A 19,399-nucleotide genomic window follows, 5' to 3' on the forward strand; every position below is an offset into this window, starting at 1 on the left:
TCCACTTCCTGGATCATCGTTTTCCCCTTCGCAGCAGGAGATCAGGCCGCGGCGCACGGCACGCCGTTGAGTGCGAACCCGGTGGCGGCCGCGCTGTTGCCCGTGTGCGTCGCCTGCAGCCCGATCGAGATCTGGGCGGACGGCGGGATCTGCGCGTTGTAGGAGACGTTGGACGCCGTCACCTGGCCGCTCGCCGGCGAGTAGGTGGCACTCCAGCCACCCGTGATCGCCTGCCCGCCCGGCAGCGTGAACTGCAGCTTCCAGCCGTTCACCGCCGCCGACGACGTGTTGGTGATGGTGATCGTCTCGGTCAGGCCGTTGTTCCAGGCGTTGACCGCCGCCTTGACCGAGCAGCCCTGGGACGGCGGCGGGGTCGTCGTGGTGGTCGTGGTCGTCGTCGTGGTGGTGGGGTCGGTGCCGGGGCGGTCCAGGCCGAGGAACGAGATGGCGTACCCGACCATGCCGGCGGTCGGCACGTCGTGGCCGGTGCCCTGGGCGCTGATGCCCTCGACGACACCCGAGGCGCCGTACCGGGTGCGGGTCCAGTTCGACTGGGGCTGGTCGGTCGACGCCGGGGTCCTGCTCACGCCGTGCACGTTCGTCCACTGGTCGAGCGCCTCGCCGAAGTTCGGGTAGGCCAGAGTGGTGTCGTTCGTGCCGTGCCACAGCTGGATCCGCGGGTAAGCGCCGGTGTAGCCGGGGAACATGGCCCGTGCCTGGTCGCCCCACTGCTGCGGGGTCTTCAGCAGCGTGCCGCCGGAGCACTGGCTGTTCCACATCGACCCGTCGGTGGTCGCGAAGCACCCGGCGGGCACGCCCGCGAAGGCCGAGGCCGCGCTGAACACGTCCGGGTACTGGGCGGTCAGCACGTTGGTCATCATCGCGCCGGACGAGATGCCGGAGACGACGATGCGCGCCGGGTCGACGTTGTAGCGCTGGCGCGCGTACGACACCATCGACATGATGCCGGTGGAGTCGCTGCCCCCGTTGCGGCGCAACGCGTTCTGGGTGGAGACGTCGAAGCAGCGGCCGTCCCGCGTCGCCTCCGGGTAGACGATCACGTACCCGTACCGGTCCGCGGCGGTGACGTAGTCGCGGCCACCGCCGTTGTGCACGGCGCTCGCCGTGCCGGTGCAGTAGTGGATCATCAGCAGCAGCGCGGGACGGGCCGCGAGCCGGTCCGGCGCGTAGACGTACATGTTGAGGTTGGTCGGGTTGGTGCCGAAGCCGGTCACGCGCGTCAGGGACGCGGCGTGCGCCTGCTGCGGCGTGGAGGAGAGCGCGACGGCGGCGACGACCGACAGCACCGCGGCGACGAGCGCGATGACGCGGTACCGGGTCGTGTGCCGCCCGGAGTGGGAGAGGGTCACGGTGACCTCGTTCTCTTGCAGGAGAGGGAGTTCGGGGATCAGGCGCTGAACTGCCACCAGTTCACGTTGAGCAGGTAGCTGCCGCCGCCGGCGAACCTCAGGTACAGGTCGCGCGTGCCGGTCAGCCCGGTCACCGCGCAGGAGACGGTGGTCCAGTTCTGCCAGCCGCCGGTGTTCGGCACGGAGCAGGTGCCCGCGAGCGCGCCGGTCGGGCTCCCGGAACGGACCTCGACGGAGCTGCCCGCGACGGTGGACGCGACACGGGCCGTGAAGGTCCTCGCGCCGGTGCCGAAGGCGACGTTCTTCAGCTTCACGTGGTCGCCGTTGTTGAGGTGGCTGAGGTTCAGGCCGCCCTCGCTCGACGGTTCGGTCTCCACGCCGCTGCCCCACGCGATCGTCTCGCCTTCCTGGCGGACGTACGGGTCGAGCGTGTCCGCCGCCGGTGGACCGGCCGCGGACATGGTGAGCGAGGGGATCGTGCCGTCGGCGTTGTAGCTGAACCTCTCGACGGCGACGGAGCGGGTGAAGCCGCCACCGCCCGGCAGGGCGCCGTTGTGGTAGAAGAAGTACGAGCTGCCCTTGAAGTCGACTATGCCGGGGTGGTTGGTGAAGCTGCTGCCCTGCGTGGCCATCACGCTGCCGCGGTAGGTCCACGGCCCGGTCGGCGTCGGCGCGGTCGAGTAGCCGATGAACTCCGAGCAGCACTTCGCGGCGAAGACGTTGTAGTACAGGCCGTTGCGCTTGAAGACCCACGGACCCTCCTCGTAGAGGGTGGGCCGGTTCGGGTCACCGGTGCGCGTGCCGAACCCCGCCGTGGTGAGCGGGATCTGCTGGACACCGCCCGAGAACGAGGTCATGTCGGCGTTGAGGCGGACGTACCAGAGGTTGGGGTTGCCCCAGTACAGGTACGCCTGCCCGGAGTCGTCGACCATCACCGACGGGTCGATCTCGCCGTTCTCGACGAGCGGCTTGCCGAGCGCGTCGCGGAACGGGCCGGTGGGGCTGTCCGCCACGCCGACGCCGATGGCCATGCGGCCCGTGGCGCGGTTGACGGCGGGCACGTACCAGTAGAACTTCCCGTTGCGCTCCACGGCCTGACCCGCCCAGGCGTCCTTGCTCGCCCAGCTGAAGGTCGCGAGGCTCATGGGGGAGCCGTGGTCGGTCCAGTTCACCATGTCGGCGGACGAGAAGACCCGCCACTCCTTCATGGTGAACCAGGTCGAGCCGTCCTCGTCGTGTCCTGTGTAGAGGTAGACGCGTCCGTTGTGGACCAACGGCGCGGGGTCGGCGGTGTAGATGTGCTGCACGACCGGGTTGTCCGCCCGCGCGGGGACGGACACCACGACCAGCGCGCTCACCACCGCGACGACCAGCGTCCAGATCTTGCGGATCAGGGCCATCATCGCCTCCCGAGGGCAGGCGGGCTCCCGCGGAGGACGTCACGTCGCTGCCGCGGGAGCCCGCCGGGGTCGCTAGCGCGCCGCGCAGGTCGGGTTCAGGCCCGATCCGTTGCCGCTGCCCTGGAAGCCGAACTCGGTGGAGCCGCCCGCCGGCACGTTGGCGTTGTAGTCCACGTTCGTCCAGTTGACCGTTCCGCTGTTGCCGCTGCGGGTCGCGCTCCACGACCCGGTGACCGTGGCGTTCGACAGCGTCGTCGTGACGGTCCAGCCCCTCAGCCCGCTGGAGCCTGCCGTGACCTTGATCGTGGCGACGAAGCCCTCGTTCCACTGGTTCAGTGACACCGTGGCCGTGCAGGCGCCGGTGCCCGGGTCGTTGCTCGTCGTCGTGGTGGTGGTCGTGGTCGACGTCGGGCCGGTACCACCACCCGCGTTGAGCGCGTCCAGCGTGGAGTTGTACGCGGCCTTCTTGTTGCCGCTGCCGTCGAACAGCAACGGGGTGCCGGAGGCGCGCCACGAGTCCGTGTCGCGGATGCCCCACACGGTGATGCCCGTGCAGCGCGCGACGTTGAGGCAGGCCTGGGTCACCCGCTGGTAGTTCTGGGCCTGCGTGCTGCCGGAGCCCTCGATGTCGAGCTCGGTGATCTGCACGTCCACGCCGAGGTTCGCGAAGTTCTGCAGCGTCGTCTGGTAGTTCGACGGCACCGGGCTCTGGCTGTTGAAGTGCGACTGCAGGCCGACGCAGTCGATCGGGACGCCGCGGGACTTGAAGTCCTGCACCATCCGGTAGACGGCCTGGGTCTTCGCGTGCGACCAGTCGTCGGTGTTGTAGTCGTTGTAGCAGAGCTTGGCGCCGGAGTCGGCCGCCCTCGCCGCGCGGAACGCGGCCTCGATCCAGTCGTTGCCGGTGCGCTGGAGGTTGGAGTCGCGCCGCGCGCCGCTGCTGCCGTCGGCGAAGGCCTCGTTGACGACGTCCCAGGCGTAGATCTTGCCGCGGTAGTACGTCGCGACCTGCGTGACGTGGTTGAGCATCGCGTTGCGCAGGGCGGTGCCGGACATGTTCTGCATCCAGCCGGGCTGCTGCGAGTGCCAGGCGAGCGCGTGCCCGCGGATCCGCTTGCCCTGGCCGCGGGCCTGGTTCACGATCCGGTCCGCGTTGCCGTAGCTGAACTGGTTCTGGTTCGGCTCGGTCGCGTCCATCTTCATCTCGTTCTCGGCCGTGACCATGTCGAACTCGCGGTTCAGGATGCCCACGTACGTTGAGTCACCGAGCCTGCCCGCCGCGACGGCGGTGCCGAAGTACCGGCCGCTCTGCTGCGCTGCCGCGGCCAGGGTGGTCGCCGCGTTCGCGACGGGAGGGGCGATCAGGGTGGCGCCGATCGCGGCTGTCGCGACCGTGGCGATGATCGGGATCAGGGCTACTGACTTCGATGTCAGTTTCATCTTCCACACTTCCCGGGGTTTCGACCCGAAATGCAGGGCGGGTGATGGGCAGGACAGAAGGCCGGACCCGGTGCGCCATTGCCGGATCTCGGTGGGCGGTGAGAAATGACGGAAGGGTTGTTCCGCCGCCGCCCTCCGTTGCCGTTCCGGAGTGTCGCAGCCTCCGGTCCGGGGTCACAAGAAGTCGTCGTCGAATTCGACAGCAGGTTGCCCCGATCGGCGTAGCCCCGTGAGGGAGCGCTCCCAACTACCACGTCACAGCGTTGAGCGCATTTCGCGAGAACGTTTTCGAAACTTTCTCCGCAATGCCGGTCAACACTGTTCCCGCCGTTGACGATTCAGTGTTCCGTGGTTACGTTGGCCCGAACTCGCATTCGCATCTCCGACGTTATGAGAGCGCTCTCGCGTCGCTGATTCCCCCTTCGGACAGCAATGGCGCTGCGAGAACCGAATCCCTGCAACCGAGCGAACTTGGAGACACGATGACACGGTGGAAGCGGGGCACGAGCGCGGGCGCTCTCGCGGGCGCGGTCGTCGCCGGGGTCACCGCCCTGGTCGTCAGCGGCGGCGCGACCGTCAGCGCCGCCGAGTCGGCGTTCTACGTCGACCCGTCGAGCTCGAGCGCGCGGTGGGTGGCGGCCAACCCGGGCGACTCGCGGGCGGCGGTCATCCGCGACCGCATCGCCTCGGTGCCGCAGGCGCGGTGGTACACCACGACCAACACCTCGACGGTGCGGTCGGAGGTCAGCTCCTTCGTCGGGGCGGCGGCCGCGGCGGGCAAGATCCCGATCATGGTGGTCTACAACGTCCCGAACCGCGACTGCGGAGGCGCGAGCGGCGGCGGAGCGCCCTCGCACGAGGCCTACCGTGCGTGGGTGGACGAGGTCGCGGCGGGCCTGCAGGGCCGTCCGGCGACGATCGTGCTGGAGCCCGATGTGCTGCCGTTGATGACCAACTGCCAGAGCACGGACCAGCAGAACCAGACCAAGGCGTCGATGGCCTACGCGGGCAAGAGGCTGAAGGCGGGCTCCGGCCAGGCCAAGGTCTACTTCGACATCGGCCACTCGGCGTGGCTGAACCCGTCCGAGGCCGCGAACCGCTTGCGCGGCGCGGACATCTCGAACAGCGCCGACGGCATCTCGACGAACGTGTCCAACTACCGGGCCACCTCCGACGAGGTGAACTTCGCGAAGAACGTGCTCAACGCCGTCGGGGACAGCCGCCTCAAGGCCGTGGTCGACACGAGCCGCAACGGCAACGGCCCCGCGGGCAGCGAGTGGTGCGACCCGTCCGGCCGCGCGATCGGCATCCCGAGCACGACGAACACGGGCGACGCGCGGATCGAGGCGTTCCTGTGGGTCAAGCTGCCCGGCGAGTCCGACGGCTGCATCGCGCCGGCCGGCCAGTTCGTGCCCCAGCGGGCGTACGAGCTCGCGATGGCCGCCGGCCCGATCACGACGACGACCACCACCACGACGACCACGACCACGTCGGGCGGCGGCAACCCCGGTGGCGGCTGCACCGCGACCCACCGCGTGACGAGCCAGTGGCAGGGCGGCTACTCCGCGGAGATCGTGATCGTGAACCGCGGCGCGGCGATCAACGGGTGGACGTTCACGTTCTCGGCGCCGGGCGTCGCGGTGACCCAGGGCTGGAACGGGAACTGGACCGACCAGGGCGACCAGGTGCGGGTGGCGAACGCGGCGTGGAACGGGTCGATCGGGGCCGGGGCGCAGGTGAGCATCGGGTACAACGCGAACTACGGCGGCACCCCGCCGTTCTCGTCGCCGGTGCTGAACGGGGTCGCCTGTTCCTGAGGTGGACCGGGGTTCCCGGCGTGGGCCGGGGACCCCGTCGTCGGGTCCTGGAGCGGGGTTTGTGGCGTGGGCAGGGGACCCTGCTGCTGGGGCCTGGGGGGGCCGGGTTTCTGGCGCGTGCTGGGGGCTCGGCCTCTGGGTCCCGGGTGGGGTGGTTCTCTGGCGTGGGCTGGGTGCCTGAGGTGGACCGGGGTCGCCGGCATGTCCCGGAGACTCTGCCGCCGGGTCTTGAGGTGGGCCGGTTTCTGGCGCGGGCCGGCGACCCTGCCGCCGGGTCCTGGCGTGGAACGGGTTTCCGGCGTGAGCCGGGGGACCCTGCTGCCGAATCCCGAGGTGGACCGGGGGCGTCGGCATGGGCGGGGACTCTGCTGTCGGGTCTTGAGGTGGGCCGGGCTTCCGGCGCGGGGCCGGGGACCCGGCCTCTGGTCTTGAGGAGGACCGGGTTTCCGGCGCGTGCTGGAGAACCCGGCGGCCGGTCCTCAGGTGAGCCGGGTTTCCGGCGCGTGCTGGAAAACCCTGCGGCCGGGTCCTCGAGTGGGCCGGGGACCTCGCCGCCGGGCTGTCGAAGCGGGAGGCGGACCTGCGGTGCGACGATCGCGCGTGACCCTGGCCGACGTGGCGGCCGCGAGCGGGGTGTCGGTCACGACGGCCTCCCTCGTGCTGACCGGCCGGGCGCGCGAACTGCGCATCTCGGAGGCTGCCGAACAGCGCGTCCGGTCCACGGCGCGGGAGCTGGGCTACCGGCGGGGTGCCGGTGCGCGCGACGGGCTGTCCAGGACGATCGGCTTCGTGCTCGACGCCGAGTCGTCCGTTCAGGCCGGGGACGTCGTGCGTGGCGCGGTGGAGGCCGCGCACCGGTGTGGCTTCCTGCTGTTCGTCGGCGAGTCCGGTGGCGACCCGGTGGTGGAGCGGAGTCTGGTCGAGGCGATGCGCGACCGCCGGGCCGACGGCGTTGTGCTCGCGACCGCGGGCGTGCGGACCGCCGTTCCGCCGGCCGGACTGCGTCCCACCGTGCTGCTCAACGCCACTGCCGCCGGGCTTCCCTCGGTCGTGCCGGACGAGGTGCGGGGCGGGCGTGCGGCGGCACGTCTGCTGGTCGAGGCGGGGCACGTCCGCGGTGTGCACCTGGTTGGTACCGGGTCCGCGCACGGGGGCGCGGCACGGCTTGCCGGGCTGCGGGACGTTCTCGGCGCCGACGTCCGGGTGCACCACTGTCCTGAGTGGACGCCGGAGGCCGGGTACGACGTCACCGGGGAACTGCTGCGCCGGCACCGGCCCGGAGCGCTGGTGTGCCTCGACGACCGGCTGGCGTTCGGGGCCTATCGGGCGCTCGCCGAGGCCGGGCTGTCGGTGCCGGGAGACGTGTCGGTGGTCGGGTTCGGCGACCACGCCGTCGCGTCGTGGATGCTGCCCCGGCTGACGACCGTGGCGGTGCCGCGGCGCGAGCTGGGGGAGAGGGCGGTCGAGGTGCTGGTGGGGATCGTGGAGGGGCGCGGAGTCCGGTCGCCGGTCCAGCGGGTGCCGATGCCGGTCCGGGTGGGTGCGTCGGTGGCGAGGGCGCGCCGGTGAGGCGGGGTTCACCAGTCGCTCGACGGATTTCATGTTTGCGTTAACAGACGCGTGGCCACTGTTCTCGCTCTTCATCTTATGGGTGGGGGATCGGCTAAAAGTTAGCGCTCACATTTAGCTTTGACCCTCGGGCGAGGCCGTCGTTACATTGCTGGTAGCCGCTCCTGCCGTTGACCCGTCGTCGACGAAAGGCTCCCCATGCCGAGCCCGCTGACATCGCCGTGCGATGCGCCGATCGCCGCTCAGTCCACTGTGGAAGAACCTGCCGAACTGCCCCGCCCCTCCACCGACGAAGGGTGACCATGTCTCTCGCACGGATCCTCACGTCCCGGCGCGCCCGCCTCACGGCCCTGGCGGCGGTCCCGCTTGTCGCGGTCACCGCGCTGACCGCCGTGGCCCACCAGCCCGCCTCCGCCGCGCCGGGGTGCTCGGTCACCTACGCCACACCGTCGCAGTGGGACGGTGGGTTCACCGCCGCCGTGACCGTCACGAACCTCGGCGACGCCGTGAACGGCTGGACGCTCACCTGGAGCTTCGGCGCGGGCCAGCAGGTCCAGCAGGCCTGGAACGCCCAGGTGACCCAGGCCGGCGCTCAGGTGACCGCCCGCAACGTCTCCTACAACGCGACCATCCCCACCGGGGGCAGGGTGGAGTTCGGCTTCAACGGCGCGAGCAGCGGCTCCAACCCGAGCCCGGCCGCGTTCACCCTGAACGGCACCCTGTGCACCGGTGGCGTCGGCCCCACCACGACGACGACCACCACCACGACCACGACCGGCACCCCGCCGGTGGGCAGCCTGCCGTCGAGCTTCCGCTGGTCGTCGAGCGGCCAGCTGATCAGCCCGAAGCCGGACGCCACGCACGCGAACGTCGCCGTGAAGGACCCGAGCGTCGTTTACCACGACGGCAAGTACCACGTCTTCGCCTCGACCTACACCGACGGCTACAACCTGATGTACACGAGCTTCAGCGACTGGTCCCAGGCCTCGGCCGCGCCCCACTTCTACCTCGACCGCTCCGGCGTCGGCAGCGGCTACCGCGCGGCGCCGCAGGTCTTCTACTTCGCGCCGCAGCGCCTCTGGTACCTCGTCTACCAGACCGGGTCGAACGCCTCGTACTCCACGACCACCGACATCTCGAACCCGTCGTCGTGGTCCACGCCGAGGAACTTCTACGCGAACGGCATGCCGCAGATCATCCGCGACAACATCGGCAACGGCTACTGGGTCGACTTCTGGACGGTGTGCGACACCGCGAAGTGCTACCTGTTCTCCTCCGACGACAACGGCCACCTCTACCGCTCCGAGACCACCCTCGGGCAGTTCCCCAACGGCTTCACCAACACCGTGATCGCCATGCAGGACAGCAACCGCAACAGGCTCTTCGAGGCGGCCAACGTCTACAAGATCGCCGGCAAGGACCAGTGGCTGCTCGTGCACGAGGCGATCGGCTCCGACGGCCGCCGCTGGTTCCGCTCCTGGACCGCGCCCGCGATCACCGGCCCGTGGACGGCGCTCGCCGACAGCGAGTCGAACCCGTTCGCCCGCGCGAACAACGTGACGTTCCCAGGTGGACAGTGGACGCGCGACATCAGCCACGGCGAGATGGTGCGCACCAACGTCGACCAGACGATGGAGATCAGCCCCTGCAAGCTCAGCTACCTGTACCAGGGCATGGACCCCAACGCAGGCGGTGAGTACAACCGGCTGCCCTGGCGGCTCGGCCTGCTGACCCAGACCAACTCGACCTGCTGAACCGACCCCAGGACCGGCGCCGCGGTACGCGCCACCGGCGGCGCCGGTCCTGGGAGGAAGGGGCGACGATGCCCACCCGGTCCAGGAAACCCACCTTCCTCGCACTCGCCGCGTTGATGGCCGTGGCCACGGCGACGACCCCGGCCGCCGCCGCTCCCGGCAGTCCGGCCCTCACCCCGCCGCTCGGCTGGAACAGCTGGAACAGCTTCGGTTGCGGCATCACCGAGGCCCAGGTCCGCCAGGCCGCCGACGCGACGGTGTCCTCGGGCATGCGCGACGCCGGCTACCAGTACGTGGTCGTCGACGACTGCTGGTTCGACCCGCAGCGCGACTCCTCCGGCAACCTGCGCGCGCACCCGACCAAGTTCGCGAGCGGCATGAAAGCACTCGGCGACTACATCCACGCGCGCGGCCTCAAGTTCGGCATCTACCAGGCGCCGAACGAGAAGACCTGCGCCCAGGGCACCGGTGCGCACCCCGGCTCGACCGGCAGCAAGGGCCACGAGGTCCAGGACGCGCGCACGTTCGCGTCGTGGGGCGTCGACTACCTGAAGTACGACTGGTGTTCCGGGTCCGGCACCCGCGACGAGCAGGTCGCGCGGTTCTCGATCATGCGCGACGCCCTGCGCGCCACCGGCCGGCCGATCGTCTACAGCATCAACCCCAACAGCTTCCACGCGCCGACCGGCGACCGGTACGACTGGAGCGCGGTCGCGGACCTGTGGCGCACCACGGAGGACCTCCTCGACATCTGGCAGAACGGCAACACCAACAGCTACCCGATGGGCGTGGGCAACGTCGTCGACGTCACCGCCCCGCTCGCCGTCCAGTCGGGTCCGGGCCACTGGAACGACCCGGACATGCTCGTGGTCGGACGTCCCGGGCTCACCCTCACCGAGTCCCGCGCGCACTTCAGCCTGTGGGCGTTGATGGCGGCGCCGCTGATGGCGGGCAACGACATCCGCACGATGTCCGCCGACGTGAGCGCCGTCCTGCGCAACCAGCGGCTGATCGCGGTGAACCAGGACTCCCTCGGGGCGGGCGGCCGCCGGGTGCGCGACGACGGCGCCACCGAGGTGTTCGCGAAGCCCCTGGCGGACGGCTCGGTCGCCGTCGGGCTCTTCAACCGGGGCGGCGGCACGGCGACCATCAGCACCACGGCCGCCCAGATCGGCCTGTCGGGCAACAGTTTCACGCTGACCGACCTGTGGACCGGCGCCACGTCGAGCACCTCCGGCACGATCTCCGCGTCCGTCGCGGCGCACGGCGTCGCCGCGTTCCGGGTCACAGGAGGAAGCCCGGTGCCCAGCACCACCTCGCGGCTGCGCGGGGAGGGGTCGAACCGCTGCCTCGACGTCGAGAACTCCTCCACCGCCGCCGGGGCCGCCGTGGTCGTCCAGGACTGCCTCACGCCCGCCTCGCAGCGGTGGACCTCCTGGCCCAGCGGTGAGCTCCGGGTGTTCGGCGACAAGTGCCTCGACGCCTACGACCAGGGCACCGCCAACGGCACGCGCGTCATCACCTGGCAGTGCAACGGCCAGGCGAACCAGCGGTGGACGGTCCAGTCCGACGGGACGGTCCGCAACGCCGGTGCGGGCCTGTGCCTCGACGTCGAACGGGCGTCGACCGCCAACGGGTCGAGGCTCGTGCTGTGGACCTGCAACGGCCAGTCCAACCAGAGGTGGGCGCGATCATGAGGCGGACTCCCGTCGCGGCGGCGCTGGCCGCCCTCACCCTGGTGGCCGCGGGACTCGCCGCGAGCACGGCCGCGCAGGCCGCTCCGGGCTGCGCGGTCACCTACACCAGGACGTCCGAGTGGCAGGGCGGCTTCGGCGCGTCCGTGTCGATCACGAACACCGGTGAGGCGATCACCGGCTGGACGCTCGAGTGGACGTACGCGCACGGCCAGCAGGTCGGGCAGCACTGGAACGCCGTGATCACCCAGAGCGGGGGCGCGGTGAGCGCGCGCAACGCCTCCTACAACGGCTCGGTGCCGACCGGCGGCAAGGTGGAGTTCGGCTTCAACGCCACGGCCGGGTCCACCAACGCCGACCCCGTGTCCTTCCGCCTCAACGGAATCCCCTGCGGCGACACCGGCAGCCCGACGACGACCACCACCACCACCACCACCACGCCCAGACCGTCGACGTTCACCAACCCGGTGCTGTGGCAGGACTTCGCGGACATCGACATCATCCGCGTCGGCGACGCGTACTACTACTCGGCCTCCACCATGCACTACTCGCCGGGTGCGCCGGTGCTGCGCTCCTACGACCTGGTGAACTGGGAGTTCGCCGGACACTCCGTGCCACGGCTCGACTTCGGCTCCAAGTACGACCTCGCCGGCGGCCGGGGCTACGTGCGGGGCATCTGGGCGTCGTTCCTCAACCACCGCAAGAGCAACAACACCTTCTACTGGGGCGGCTGCGTCGACTTCGCGCAGACGCACATCTACACGGCGACGTCGGTGGACGCCCAGTGGTCCAAGCACGCCACGATCAACAAGTGCTACTACGACGCCGGCCTGCTGGTCGACGACAACGACACGATGTACGTCGCCTACGGCAACACCACGATCAGCGTCGCGCAGCTCTCCGCGGACGGGAAGTCCGAGGTGCGCTCGCAGCAGGTGTTCCAGACTCCGTCGAACATCGGCACGCTCGAAGGCGCGCGGTTCTACAAGCGGGGCGGCAGCTACTACATCTGGCTGACCAGGCCCGCGAACGGCCAGTACGTGCTCAAGGCGTCGAGCCCGTTCGGCCCGTACACGGTCCAGCAGGTGCTGCTGAACATGCCCGGCCCGATCCAGGGCGGGGGAGTGCCGCACCAGGGCGGCATGGTGCAGACGCAGAACGGCGACTGGTACTACATGGCGTTCGTGGACGCCTACCCCGGCGGCCGGGTACCCGTGCTCGCGCCGATCACCTGGACGTCCGACGGCTGGCCGCGCATCACCACCGTCAACGGCGGCTGGGGCGTGAACTACCCGACACCGAACCTGCCGCAGCGCCCGGTGAAACCGATGACCGGCGTCGACACCTTCGACGGCACCGCGCTGAAACCCCAGTGGGAGTGGAACCACAACCCGGACACCACGAGGTACAGCGTGAACAACGGGCTGAGGCTGTCCACGGCGACGGTCACGAACGACCTGTACAACGCCCGCAACACCCTCACCCACCGGATCCAGGGGCCGACGTCGACCGGCACCGTCACACTGGACCTGACGTCGATGCGCGACGGCGACCGCACAGGGCTCGCGATGCTGCGCGACTCCTCGGCGTGGATCGGCGTCAAGCGCGACAACGGCCGCAACCGGGTGGTCATGGTCAACGGCTTGACCATGGACAGCAACTGGAACACCACCGGCACCGGCACCGAGGTCGCGAGCGCGGACCTCACCGGGACCCGGATCTGGTTGCACGCCAACGCCGACATCCGGCCGGGCAGCGGACGGCAGGCCCGGTTCTCCTACAGCACGGACGGGGTGAACTTCACGTCGCTGGGCACCGGTTTCACGCTGAAGAACGAGTGGCAGTTCTTCATGGGCTACCGGTTCGGCGTCTTCAACCACGCCACGCAGGCACTCGGAGGCTCGGTCACGGTCCAGAGGTTCGAGCTCACGGCTCCATGACCCCGTTCTCCTGCAACGCGTGCCTCAACGCGTGCAGACCCTGGTGCAGCCGCGCCTTCACGACGTCCTGCGGCAGGCCCAGCGCGGCGGAGAGCTCGGACACGGACTCCCCGCGGTAGAAGGCCCGCACGACCACCACCCGGTGTTCCGGTTCGAGCGCCGACAGCGCGCCGGCGACGAGGGTGGTGGTCTCGCGCGTGGACACGGGCCGCCTCCCTCAGGTGCGCACGGCCGGACGCCGTCCGTCCAGACAGGACAGCAGCGCGCGCCGGTCGACCTTGCCGCGCTCGGTGGTGGGCAGCGCGTCGAGCGGGACGATGAGCGTGGGCACGCAGTAGTGCGGCAACCGCCGCGAGACCGCGCGCCTGGCCTGGTCCGGAGCCGCGGTCCGGGGGCTGATGAACCCGACGAGCCTCCCGTCGTGCACCAGCGTCGCGGCGCGCTCGCAGTCGGCCGTGTCCTCCAGCGCGGCGGTGACGGTGTCCAGCTCGAACCGGTACCCCAGCACCTCGACCTGGTCACCGGACCGGCCGTGGCGCTCCAGCAGGCCGTCGGCCGTCCACCGGCCGAGGTCGCGGGTCCGGAACATCGCCCGGCCGCCGCCGAGGAACGGGTCGGGGCGGTGGTGCGGCGTCGTGCCGTCGAGGCGGCCCGCCGTGACGCCCGCACCGCCCACCCAGATCTCGCCGACCTCCCCGACGGGCAGCGGTTCCAGGTCGTCGTCGAGCACGTACGCGGTCGTGTTCGGCACCGGCCGCCCGATCGTGAGCGGGCCGGCGTCCGGCTCGTACCGGTGCACCGTGGCGGCGATCGTCACCTCCGTCGGACCCCACGCGTGGAGGAAGGCCGCACGGCGGGCCCACGTGTCCGCCAGCGCCTGCGGGCAACGCTCCCCGGCGACCACCACCGTGCGCACCCGCCGGCACGCCTCGGGGTCCAGGGAGGCCAGCACGCCGGGCGTGGTGACCAGGACGTCCGCGGTCCGCTCGGCGCCGTCGTCCAGCACGAGGGTGCCGCCGTTCGCGAGCGTGCCGAGCACCTCCCACATCGCGAGGTCGGAGGCGATGTCGAGCAGCTGCGCCACCCTGGTGCCCGGGGTGATGCCGAGCGATCCGGGGGAGGTGAGCAGGAGGTTGCAGAGCCCGGCGTGGGAGATCGGCACACCGGTCGTGCCGGTGAAGACGACGGCGGCGGTGTCGGACTCGGCGGTGATGGTCCGGCAGAAGCCGGGCGCGTCCGGCAGCGCGTCGACGGCGATGACCGACGCGAGATCGTCGGGCAGCGCGCCCGCGCTCGTGGTGAGCACGACGTCGATGCGGGCCGCGCGGACCACGTGCCGCAGCTGGTCCTCCGGCGTGGTGCCCACGTCCTGCGGCACGTAGGACGCTCCCGCCTTGAGCACGGCGAGCGCGCCGACGACCATGGCGGTGGAGCGGGTCAGGAACAGGCCCACGTGATCACCCGGCCGCACGCCGTCGCGGACCAGCAGCTCGGCCAGCAGCCCGGCCCTGGCGTCGAGCTCCGCGTACGTCAGCGACTGTCCGAGGTGCTCCACGGCGACCGCGCCCGGCTGTCGCGCGGCGTGCGCCTCGAAGGCGTGGTGGACGTGGTCGGACGGTGGCGTGCGCAGCGGCCCGGCGCCGAACTCCTGGACCCGCGCGCGGTCGGCGGGGGACAGCGCCCACAGGGCGGTTTCCAGGAACACTTCAGGCCTCCTCACGTGCGGTCGCTCTCATCTTGAACGAGCCAGAGCGCCGGTGGTGAGAAGCTGTCGATTCGCCCGTCGAATCGATAAAGTCGTTGTGCCGCTTCAGTTGTCGCGGTATTCGCGGAGGTGCGGGGTGTCACCCGACAGGATGATCACCGGGTCGTCCGTTTGTCATGGTCGTCTGCGCATATGAGCATCTGTCCCATGACGACTGTCGAGCACGCCCCCGCCGAACTGCACCGCCACACCCACGGTCCGGGCTGCGGCCACGACGCCGTGGTGCACCGCGACCACGTCGACTACCTGCACGACGGCCACCTGCACCGCGAGCACGTCACGGACCGCGGCGTCCACTACGACGAGTGCGACAAGTGCCGGTGCGCCCACTGCGCGGACTCGTGCGCGCAGTGCGACTGCTCCGACTGCGACTGTCCGACCTGCAACCACGCCCAGTGCGCGTGCGACGGGTGCGACGACGCGTGCGCGAACTGCACCTGCGCCGAGTGCTCCTGTCCCACGTGCTCCCACGCGGCCTGAGTCAGTCCGCAGTGGACAGCTGGAACACCGTCTCCTGGTGGTAGACCTCGCCCGGCCGCAGCACGGTGCTGGGGAAGTCCGGGCGGTTGGGCGAGTCGGGGAAGTGCTGGGCCTCCAGCGCGAACCCGGCCGCGCGGCCGTACGGGCGGCCACCGGTGCCGACCAGGTCTTCGGTGAGGAAGTTGCCCGAGTAGAACTGCAGGCCAGGCTCGGTGGTCCACATGGTCAGCAGGCGCCCGGACACCGGGTCGCACGCCTGCGCGGCGAAGGACGCGCCGGACGGGTCGAGAACCCAGTTGTGGTCGTAGCCGCCCGCGACCTCCAGCTGGGGGTGCGCGGCGCCGATGCGGGCACCGATCGCGGTCGGCAGCCGGAAGTCGAACGGGCTCGCCTCGACCGGCACGGGCCCGCCGACCGGGATCAGGTCGTCGTCGACCGCGCAGAAGTGGGTGGCGTTCAGCATCAGCGACTGGTCCAGCACGTCGCCGCTGCTCTCGCCGGCGAGGTTCCAGTAGCTGTGGTTGGTCATGTTGAGGATCGTGGGCGCGTCCGCGGTGGCCCGGTAGGTGATGCTCAGGCGGTTGTGCCGGTCGAGTAGGTACGTCACCTGCGCGGCCACCGCGCCGGGGAAGCCGCCGTCGCCGTCCGGGCTCACCAGGTCGAGCCGCACGCCCACGGCGTCGGGTTCCCGGACCTCGGTCGCGGCCCAGATCCGGGTGTCGAAGCCCTCGGGACCGCCGTGCAGGCTGTTCCGGCCGTTGTTGAGCGGCAGCCGGTGCACGACGTCGTCGAGCGTGAACGTGCCGCGCGAGATGCGGTTGGCGTACCGGCCGATCAGGGCGCCGAAGAACACCCTGTTCTCGCCGGGCTGGCTGTTCTTGACGTACTCGTCGAGCGTGGAGAACCCGAGCACCACGTTGGCGGGCACGCCGTCGCGGTCGGGCGCCTCGAGCGACTGGATCACGCCGCCGTAGTCCAGCACCCGCACGGTGAGCCCGCCCGGCCACGCCAGGACGTACCGGTGGACGTCGGCGTCACCGGCACGTCCGAACAGCTCCCGGCGGAGCTCGGGTTCCCGCTGCGACATGGAACTCCTCGAGTCAGTTGATCAGGGCCCGGCAGTGCTGCGGCCGGATCCGCTGTGGTGCGACGCTGTGCAGGGTCGGCACGACCGGGACGATCCTGCCGTCCACGCCGAACCTCATCCTGTCGATCGTGGTCTCCCGGTGCGTGCCGTCCCCGCCGGGGATGGCGAAGCGGTGGTAGACGAGGTACCAGTCGTCCGTGCCGGGCACCTGCAGCACCGAGCTGTGCCCGGTGCCCTTGACGCCGAGCCGCGTGTCCTTGCTCAGGACCAGGCCGTGGTTCGTGAACGGCCCGGTGGGGCTCGGCGCCGTCGCGTAGGCCACGCGGTAGTCCTCGCTGCGGGTGTCGTCGACCGACCAGGTCAGGTGGTACGTGCCCTGGCGTTCCACCATGAACAGGCCCTCCCGGAAGTCCGTCAGCCCGGTCAGCCGCGTGATCTTGGCCGGGTCGTAGGAGATCATGTCATCGTTGAGCGGAACGACGTAGGCCTCACCGTTGCCCCAGTAGAGGTACGGCTGCCCGGAGCGGTCGACGAAGACCGCCGGGTCGATGGCCTGGCCGCCGCCCGGGTTGCGCGCGACCAGCGGCTGACCGGTGTCGGTGAACGGGCCGGTGGGGGAGTCGCCGACCGCGACCCCGATCTTGGCCTCGGCGCAGAAGTAGAAGTAGTACTTCCCGTTCCGTTCGGCGATCGAGGGCGCCCAGGCGTTGCGGTCGGCCCAGGCGACGTCCGGGCCGAGGTCGAGGATCACGCCCTCGTTCGTCCAGTCCACCAGGTTCTTCGAGGACCAGGCGGCGAACGTCGTGCCGCTCCAGCCGTCGAACCCGTCCGTGGTCGCGTAGATGTAGTAGGTGTCGCCGAACGCGATGACGTTGGGGTCGGCGTTGAGGCCGGGCAGCACGGGACTGCGCAGTTCCTGCGCCTCGACCGTCCACTCCCGACTCTCGCGGCCCGACCGCACCGTGAACTTCCGCGGTGTCCGCAGGTCGACCGGCCCGCCGGGGGAGATGGACGCGCCGGGGGCGAGCCCGAAGTCGAGCCGGACGCGGCGCAGGTCGGTGCCCGGCCGCACGGGGAGCACGACGCTGCCCGGCTCGATCACCGCGGGCGTTTTGAGTGATTCGTGCGCCACCGAGCGGATGAGCGTCGAGTTGAACGGCAGCGCCGCGACCTCGCCGGCGGTGAGGGCCCGGTTGTAGAGGCGGACGTCCTTCATCCTGCCCAGCAGCGTCCGGTCCGCGGCGTAGACCGATCGTCCCAGGTAATTGGCCGTGGTGATGCCACCGCCGAGGTCGGCGGGCCTCGTGGTGACGCTCGTGTTCCTGGCCACCTCCACGCCGTCGAGGTAGAGCGCTTCCACGCCGTTGCCGACGGTCAGCGCCACGTTCTTCCAAACACCCCGTGGGAGCGCTCTACCGGAGTTCACGCCCTGCTCGGTCGTCCAGTTGCCGGTCGCGATCGCGCCGCGGTAGGTGTCACCGGTGCTGAACAGGTAGCCGTCGCCGACGCCGTTCGGCGCGGTGTTGCCGAAGCCGTGCAGGAAGTACGGCGTCTGCTGGGCCGGGTCCACCAGCACGTCCGCGGAGATCGTGACGGCCTGGACGCCGGTGAGCAGGTTGTTCGGCAGCTGCACGTGCCCGCCGCGCAGCTGCAGCGAGCCCTCGGAGAAGCCGGCGTTCCCGGCGAGCACGCCGTCGTGGCCGTGCCCGGTGGCGTCGGCGGCGGACCCGGTGAGCGGCCAGTGCGCCACGAGGCCGTCGCCGTTCGCTCGGACCGGGGCCGGTGCGGCGGTGAGGCGGGCCAGTTCCGCCTGCGTCACCGGCAGCACCGTGCCGTGGCGCGGGGAGGCGGGCAGGCGGGCGCCGGTCGACATCGTCCACTTCCCGGAGGCGAGGTCGGTCGTCTCGAACGGCACGTAGCCGCGGCCGCCGTACTCGTCGATGAACAGGTACCACCTGTCCTCGGTGTTGGACTTGAACCCGGTCGGCCCCTCACCGGCGCTCAGCCCCGGGCTGGTCGAGGTCGCCTTGCCGATGCACTCGGCGACGAAGGCGTAGGCCGGGTCGAGCAGGTCGGTGGACTTCTCCGCGGTGATGTACTTGCTGCACGGCGAGGACGACGAGTTGTTCCGCTCGTCCTTGGTGTACCGGTAGTACGTGCCTTCGTGCTCGATCACGGTCGAGTCGATGACGGAGTAGCCGGGGTCGATCCAGACCTTCGCCGGGCTGAACGTCACGAAGTCGCGCGTGGTCGCGTACATCATGCGGTTGTAGCTGTTCCCGGTGTGACCGGGATCGGTCTCCGCGTACAGCTTCGACGCCCAGTACACGACGTAGGTGCCGCGCTTCGCGTCCCAGAACGCCTCCGGTGCCCAGGTGTTGCCGGCGGTCGGCGGCGAGACCTGGACGCTGCGCTGCCGGGACCAGTTCCGCAGGTCCGTCGACTCCCAGACCATGATCGAGCGACTGCCGGTGCGCTGCGCGGCGTCCCAGCCGCGTCCTCCGTTGATCTTGAGGTCGGTCGCCAGCAGGTAGAACCGGTCGCCGTCGGGGGAGCGCAGGATGAACGGGTCGCGCACGCCCAGTTCGCCGAGGCTCGACTTCAGGATCGGCCGACCGCCGTTGACCTCGCTGAAGTCCAGCGGGGTGTTCCCGTTGCTCGCGGCGGCGTAGATCTGCTCGCCGATCGGGCTGCTCTCGCCGGTGAAGTAGAAGAAGCCGTACCCGGCGAGGGGTTCCTTGGCGGGCAACGGGACGACGGTCGCCGTGAGAGCCCGCGTCGTGCTCTGCCGCCCGAGGCTCACCTTCGCCGTGAGCACGACCTTGGCGGGCCTGCTCCCGGCGGGAGGCCGGCTCACCTCGCCGGTCGGCGTGATCACCTTGTCGTCGGACGACCTCCACGTGACGGTCGTGTCGTGCGCACCGGTCGCGGGCAGGGTGAGGTGGCCGCGGACGTCGGCGATGTTCGGCACCGAGAGGGAGGCCGCCGCCGACCGCACGAGCGGTTCGGCGGCGGCCGGGGTGACGGGGAGCAGTGCGGCCGTGAGGACCGCGACGAGACCGAGATGGCGCAGGGGAGCCATG

The 19,399-nt window shown here is 70.6% G+C and carries 13 protein-coding genes; 6 read left to right on the forward strand and 7 right to left on the reverse strand.

Features of this window, described 5'->3' with window-relative positions:
• Nucleotides 1-41: 41 nt before the first annotated feature.
• The 3 genes from ABZX02_RS30470 to ABZX02_RS30480 form a co-directional block, all read right to left on the reverse strand.
• The gene (locus ABZX02_RS30470; protein ID WP_355303170.1) at nucleotides 42-1,370 is read right to left on the reverse strand and encodes a PHB depolymerase family esterase; all 1,329 of its coding nucleotides are present in this window, start codon (nucleotides 1,368-1,370) and stop codon (nucleotides 42-44) included.
• Nucleotides 1,371-1,408: 38 nt separating this feature from the next.
• A complete protein-coding gene (locus ABZX02_RS30475; protein WP_355303172.1) occupies nucleotides 1,409-2,770 on the reverse strand; it encodes a glycoside hydrolase family 43 protein in 1,362 nt (453 codons plus the stop codon).
• 72 nt (nucleotides 2,771-2,842) lie between these two features.
• Nucleotides 2,843-4,210, reverse strand: a complete 1,368-nt coding sequence (locus ABZX02_RS30480) for an endo-1,4-beta-xylanase (RefSeq protein ID WP_355303173.1) — start codon at nucleotides 4,208-4,210, stop codon at nucleotides 2,843-2,845.
• A gap of 482 nt (nucleotides 4,211-4,692) precedes the next feature.
• On the opposite strand from ABZX02_RS30480, the gene ABZX02_RS30485 reads away from it, so the two are divergent.
• From ABZX02_RS30485 to ABZX02_RS30505, 5 genes are all read left to right on the forward strand, one after another.
• Nucleotides 4,693-6,027 carry a glycoside hydrolase family 6 protein gene (locus tag ABZX02_RS30485; protein WP_355303175.1) on the forward strand — a complete coding sequence of 445 codons (1,335 nt, stop codon included), beginning with the start codon at nucleotides 4,693-4,695 and terminating at the stop codon, nucleotides 6,025-6,027.
• 600 nt (nucleotides 6,028-6,627) lie between these two features.
• The gene (locus tag ABZX02_RS30490) at nucleotides 6,628-7,596 is read left to right on the forward strand and encodes a LacI family DNA-binding transcriptional regulator (protein ID WP_355303177.1); all 969 of its coding nucleotides are present in this window, start codon (nucleotides 6,628-6,630) and stop codon (nucleotides 7,594-7,596) included.
• 302 nt (nucleotides 7,597-7,898) lie between these two features.
• Nucleotides 7,899-9,350, forward strand: coding sequence for a non-reducing end alpha-L-arabinofuranosidase family hydrolase (locus tag ABZX02_RS30495; RefSeq protein WP_355303179.1), 1,452 nt, complete (start codon nucleotides 7,899-7,901; stop codon nucleotides 9,348-9,350).
• Nucleotides 9,351-9,418: 68 nt separating this feature from the next.
• Nucleotides 9,419-11,047 (forward strand): ricin-type beta-trefoil lectin domain protein, encoded by a 1,629-nt coding sequence (locus ABZX02_RS30500; RefSeq protein WP_355303181.1) that lies wholly within the window; start codon nucleotides 9,419-9,421, stop codon nucleotides 11,045-11,047.
• Complete coding sequence (locus tag ABZX02_RS30505; protein ID WP_355303183.1) at nucleotides 11,044-12,984, forward strand: family 43 glycosylhydrolase; 1,941 nt, start codon at nucleotides 11,044-11,046, stop codon at nucleotides 12,982-12,984. Before ABZX02_RS30500 ends, ABZX02_RS30505 begins: the two co-directional genes overlap by 4 nt.
• Here ABZX02_RS30505 and ABZX02_RS30510 read toward each other — a convergent pair.
• Together ABZX02_RS30510 and ABZX02_RS30515 are read right to left on the reverse strand one after the other, a co-directional pair.
• Nucleotides 12,971-13,189: a sigma factor-like helix-turn-helix DNA-binding protein gene (locus tag ABZX02_RS30510; RefSeq protein ID WP_355303185.1), complete on the reverse strand. Its 219-nt coding sequence runs from the start codon at nucleotides 13,187-13,189 to the stop codon at nucleotides 12,971-12,973. The genes ABZX02_RS30505 and ABZX02_RS30510 overlap by 14 nt on opposite strands.
• A gap of 12 nt (nucleotides 13,190-13,201) precedes the next feature.
• Entirely contained in the window at nucleotides 13,202-14,689 is a 1,488-nt protein-coding gene (locus ABZX02_RS30515) for an AMP-binding protein (protein WP_355303187.1), read from the reverse strand.
• 207 nt (nucleotides 14,690-14,896) lie between these two features.
• Here ABZX02_RS30515 and ABZX02_RS30520 point away from each other — a divergent pair, with 207 nt between their 5' ends.
• Entirely contained in the window at nucleotides 14,897-15,229 is a 333-nt protein-coding gene (locus tag ABZX02_RS30520) for a hypothetical protein (RefSeq protein WP_355303189.1), read from the forward strand.
• A 1-nt stretch (nucleotide 15,230) separates the two neighbouring features.
• Here ABZX02_RS30520 and ABZX02_RS30525 read toward each other — a convergent pair whose 3' ends face one another.
• On the reverse strand, nucleotides 15,231-16,316 hold the full coding sequence (locus tag ABZX02_RS30525) for an aldose epimerase family protein (RefSeq protein ID WP_355303191.1): 1,086 nt from the start codon (nucleotides 16,314-16,316) through the stop codon (nucleotides 15,231-15,233).
• A 13-nt stretch (nucleotides 16,317-16,329) separates the two neighbouring features.
• On the reverse strand, nucleotides 16,330-19,398 hold the full coding sequence (locus ABZX02_RS30530; protein ID WP_355303192.1) for a family 43 glycosylhydrolase: 3,069 nt from the start codon (nucleotides 19,396-19,398) through the stop codon (nucleotides 16,330-16,332).
• Nucleotide 19,399: the final 1 nt, after the last annotated feature.

It is taken from the genome of Lentzea sp. NPDC003310 (genome assembly GCF_040610935.1).
GTDB lineage: Bacteria > Actinomycetota > Actinomycetes > Mycobacteriales > Pseudonocardiaceae > Lentzea.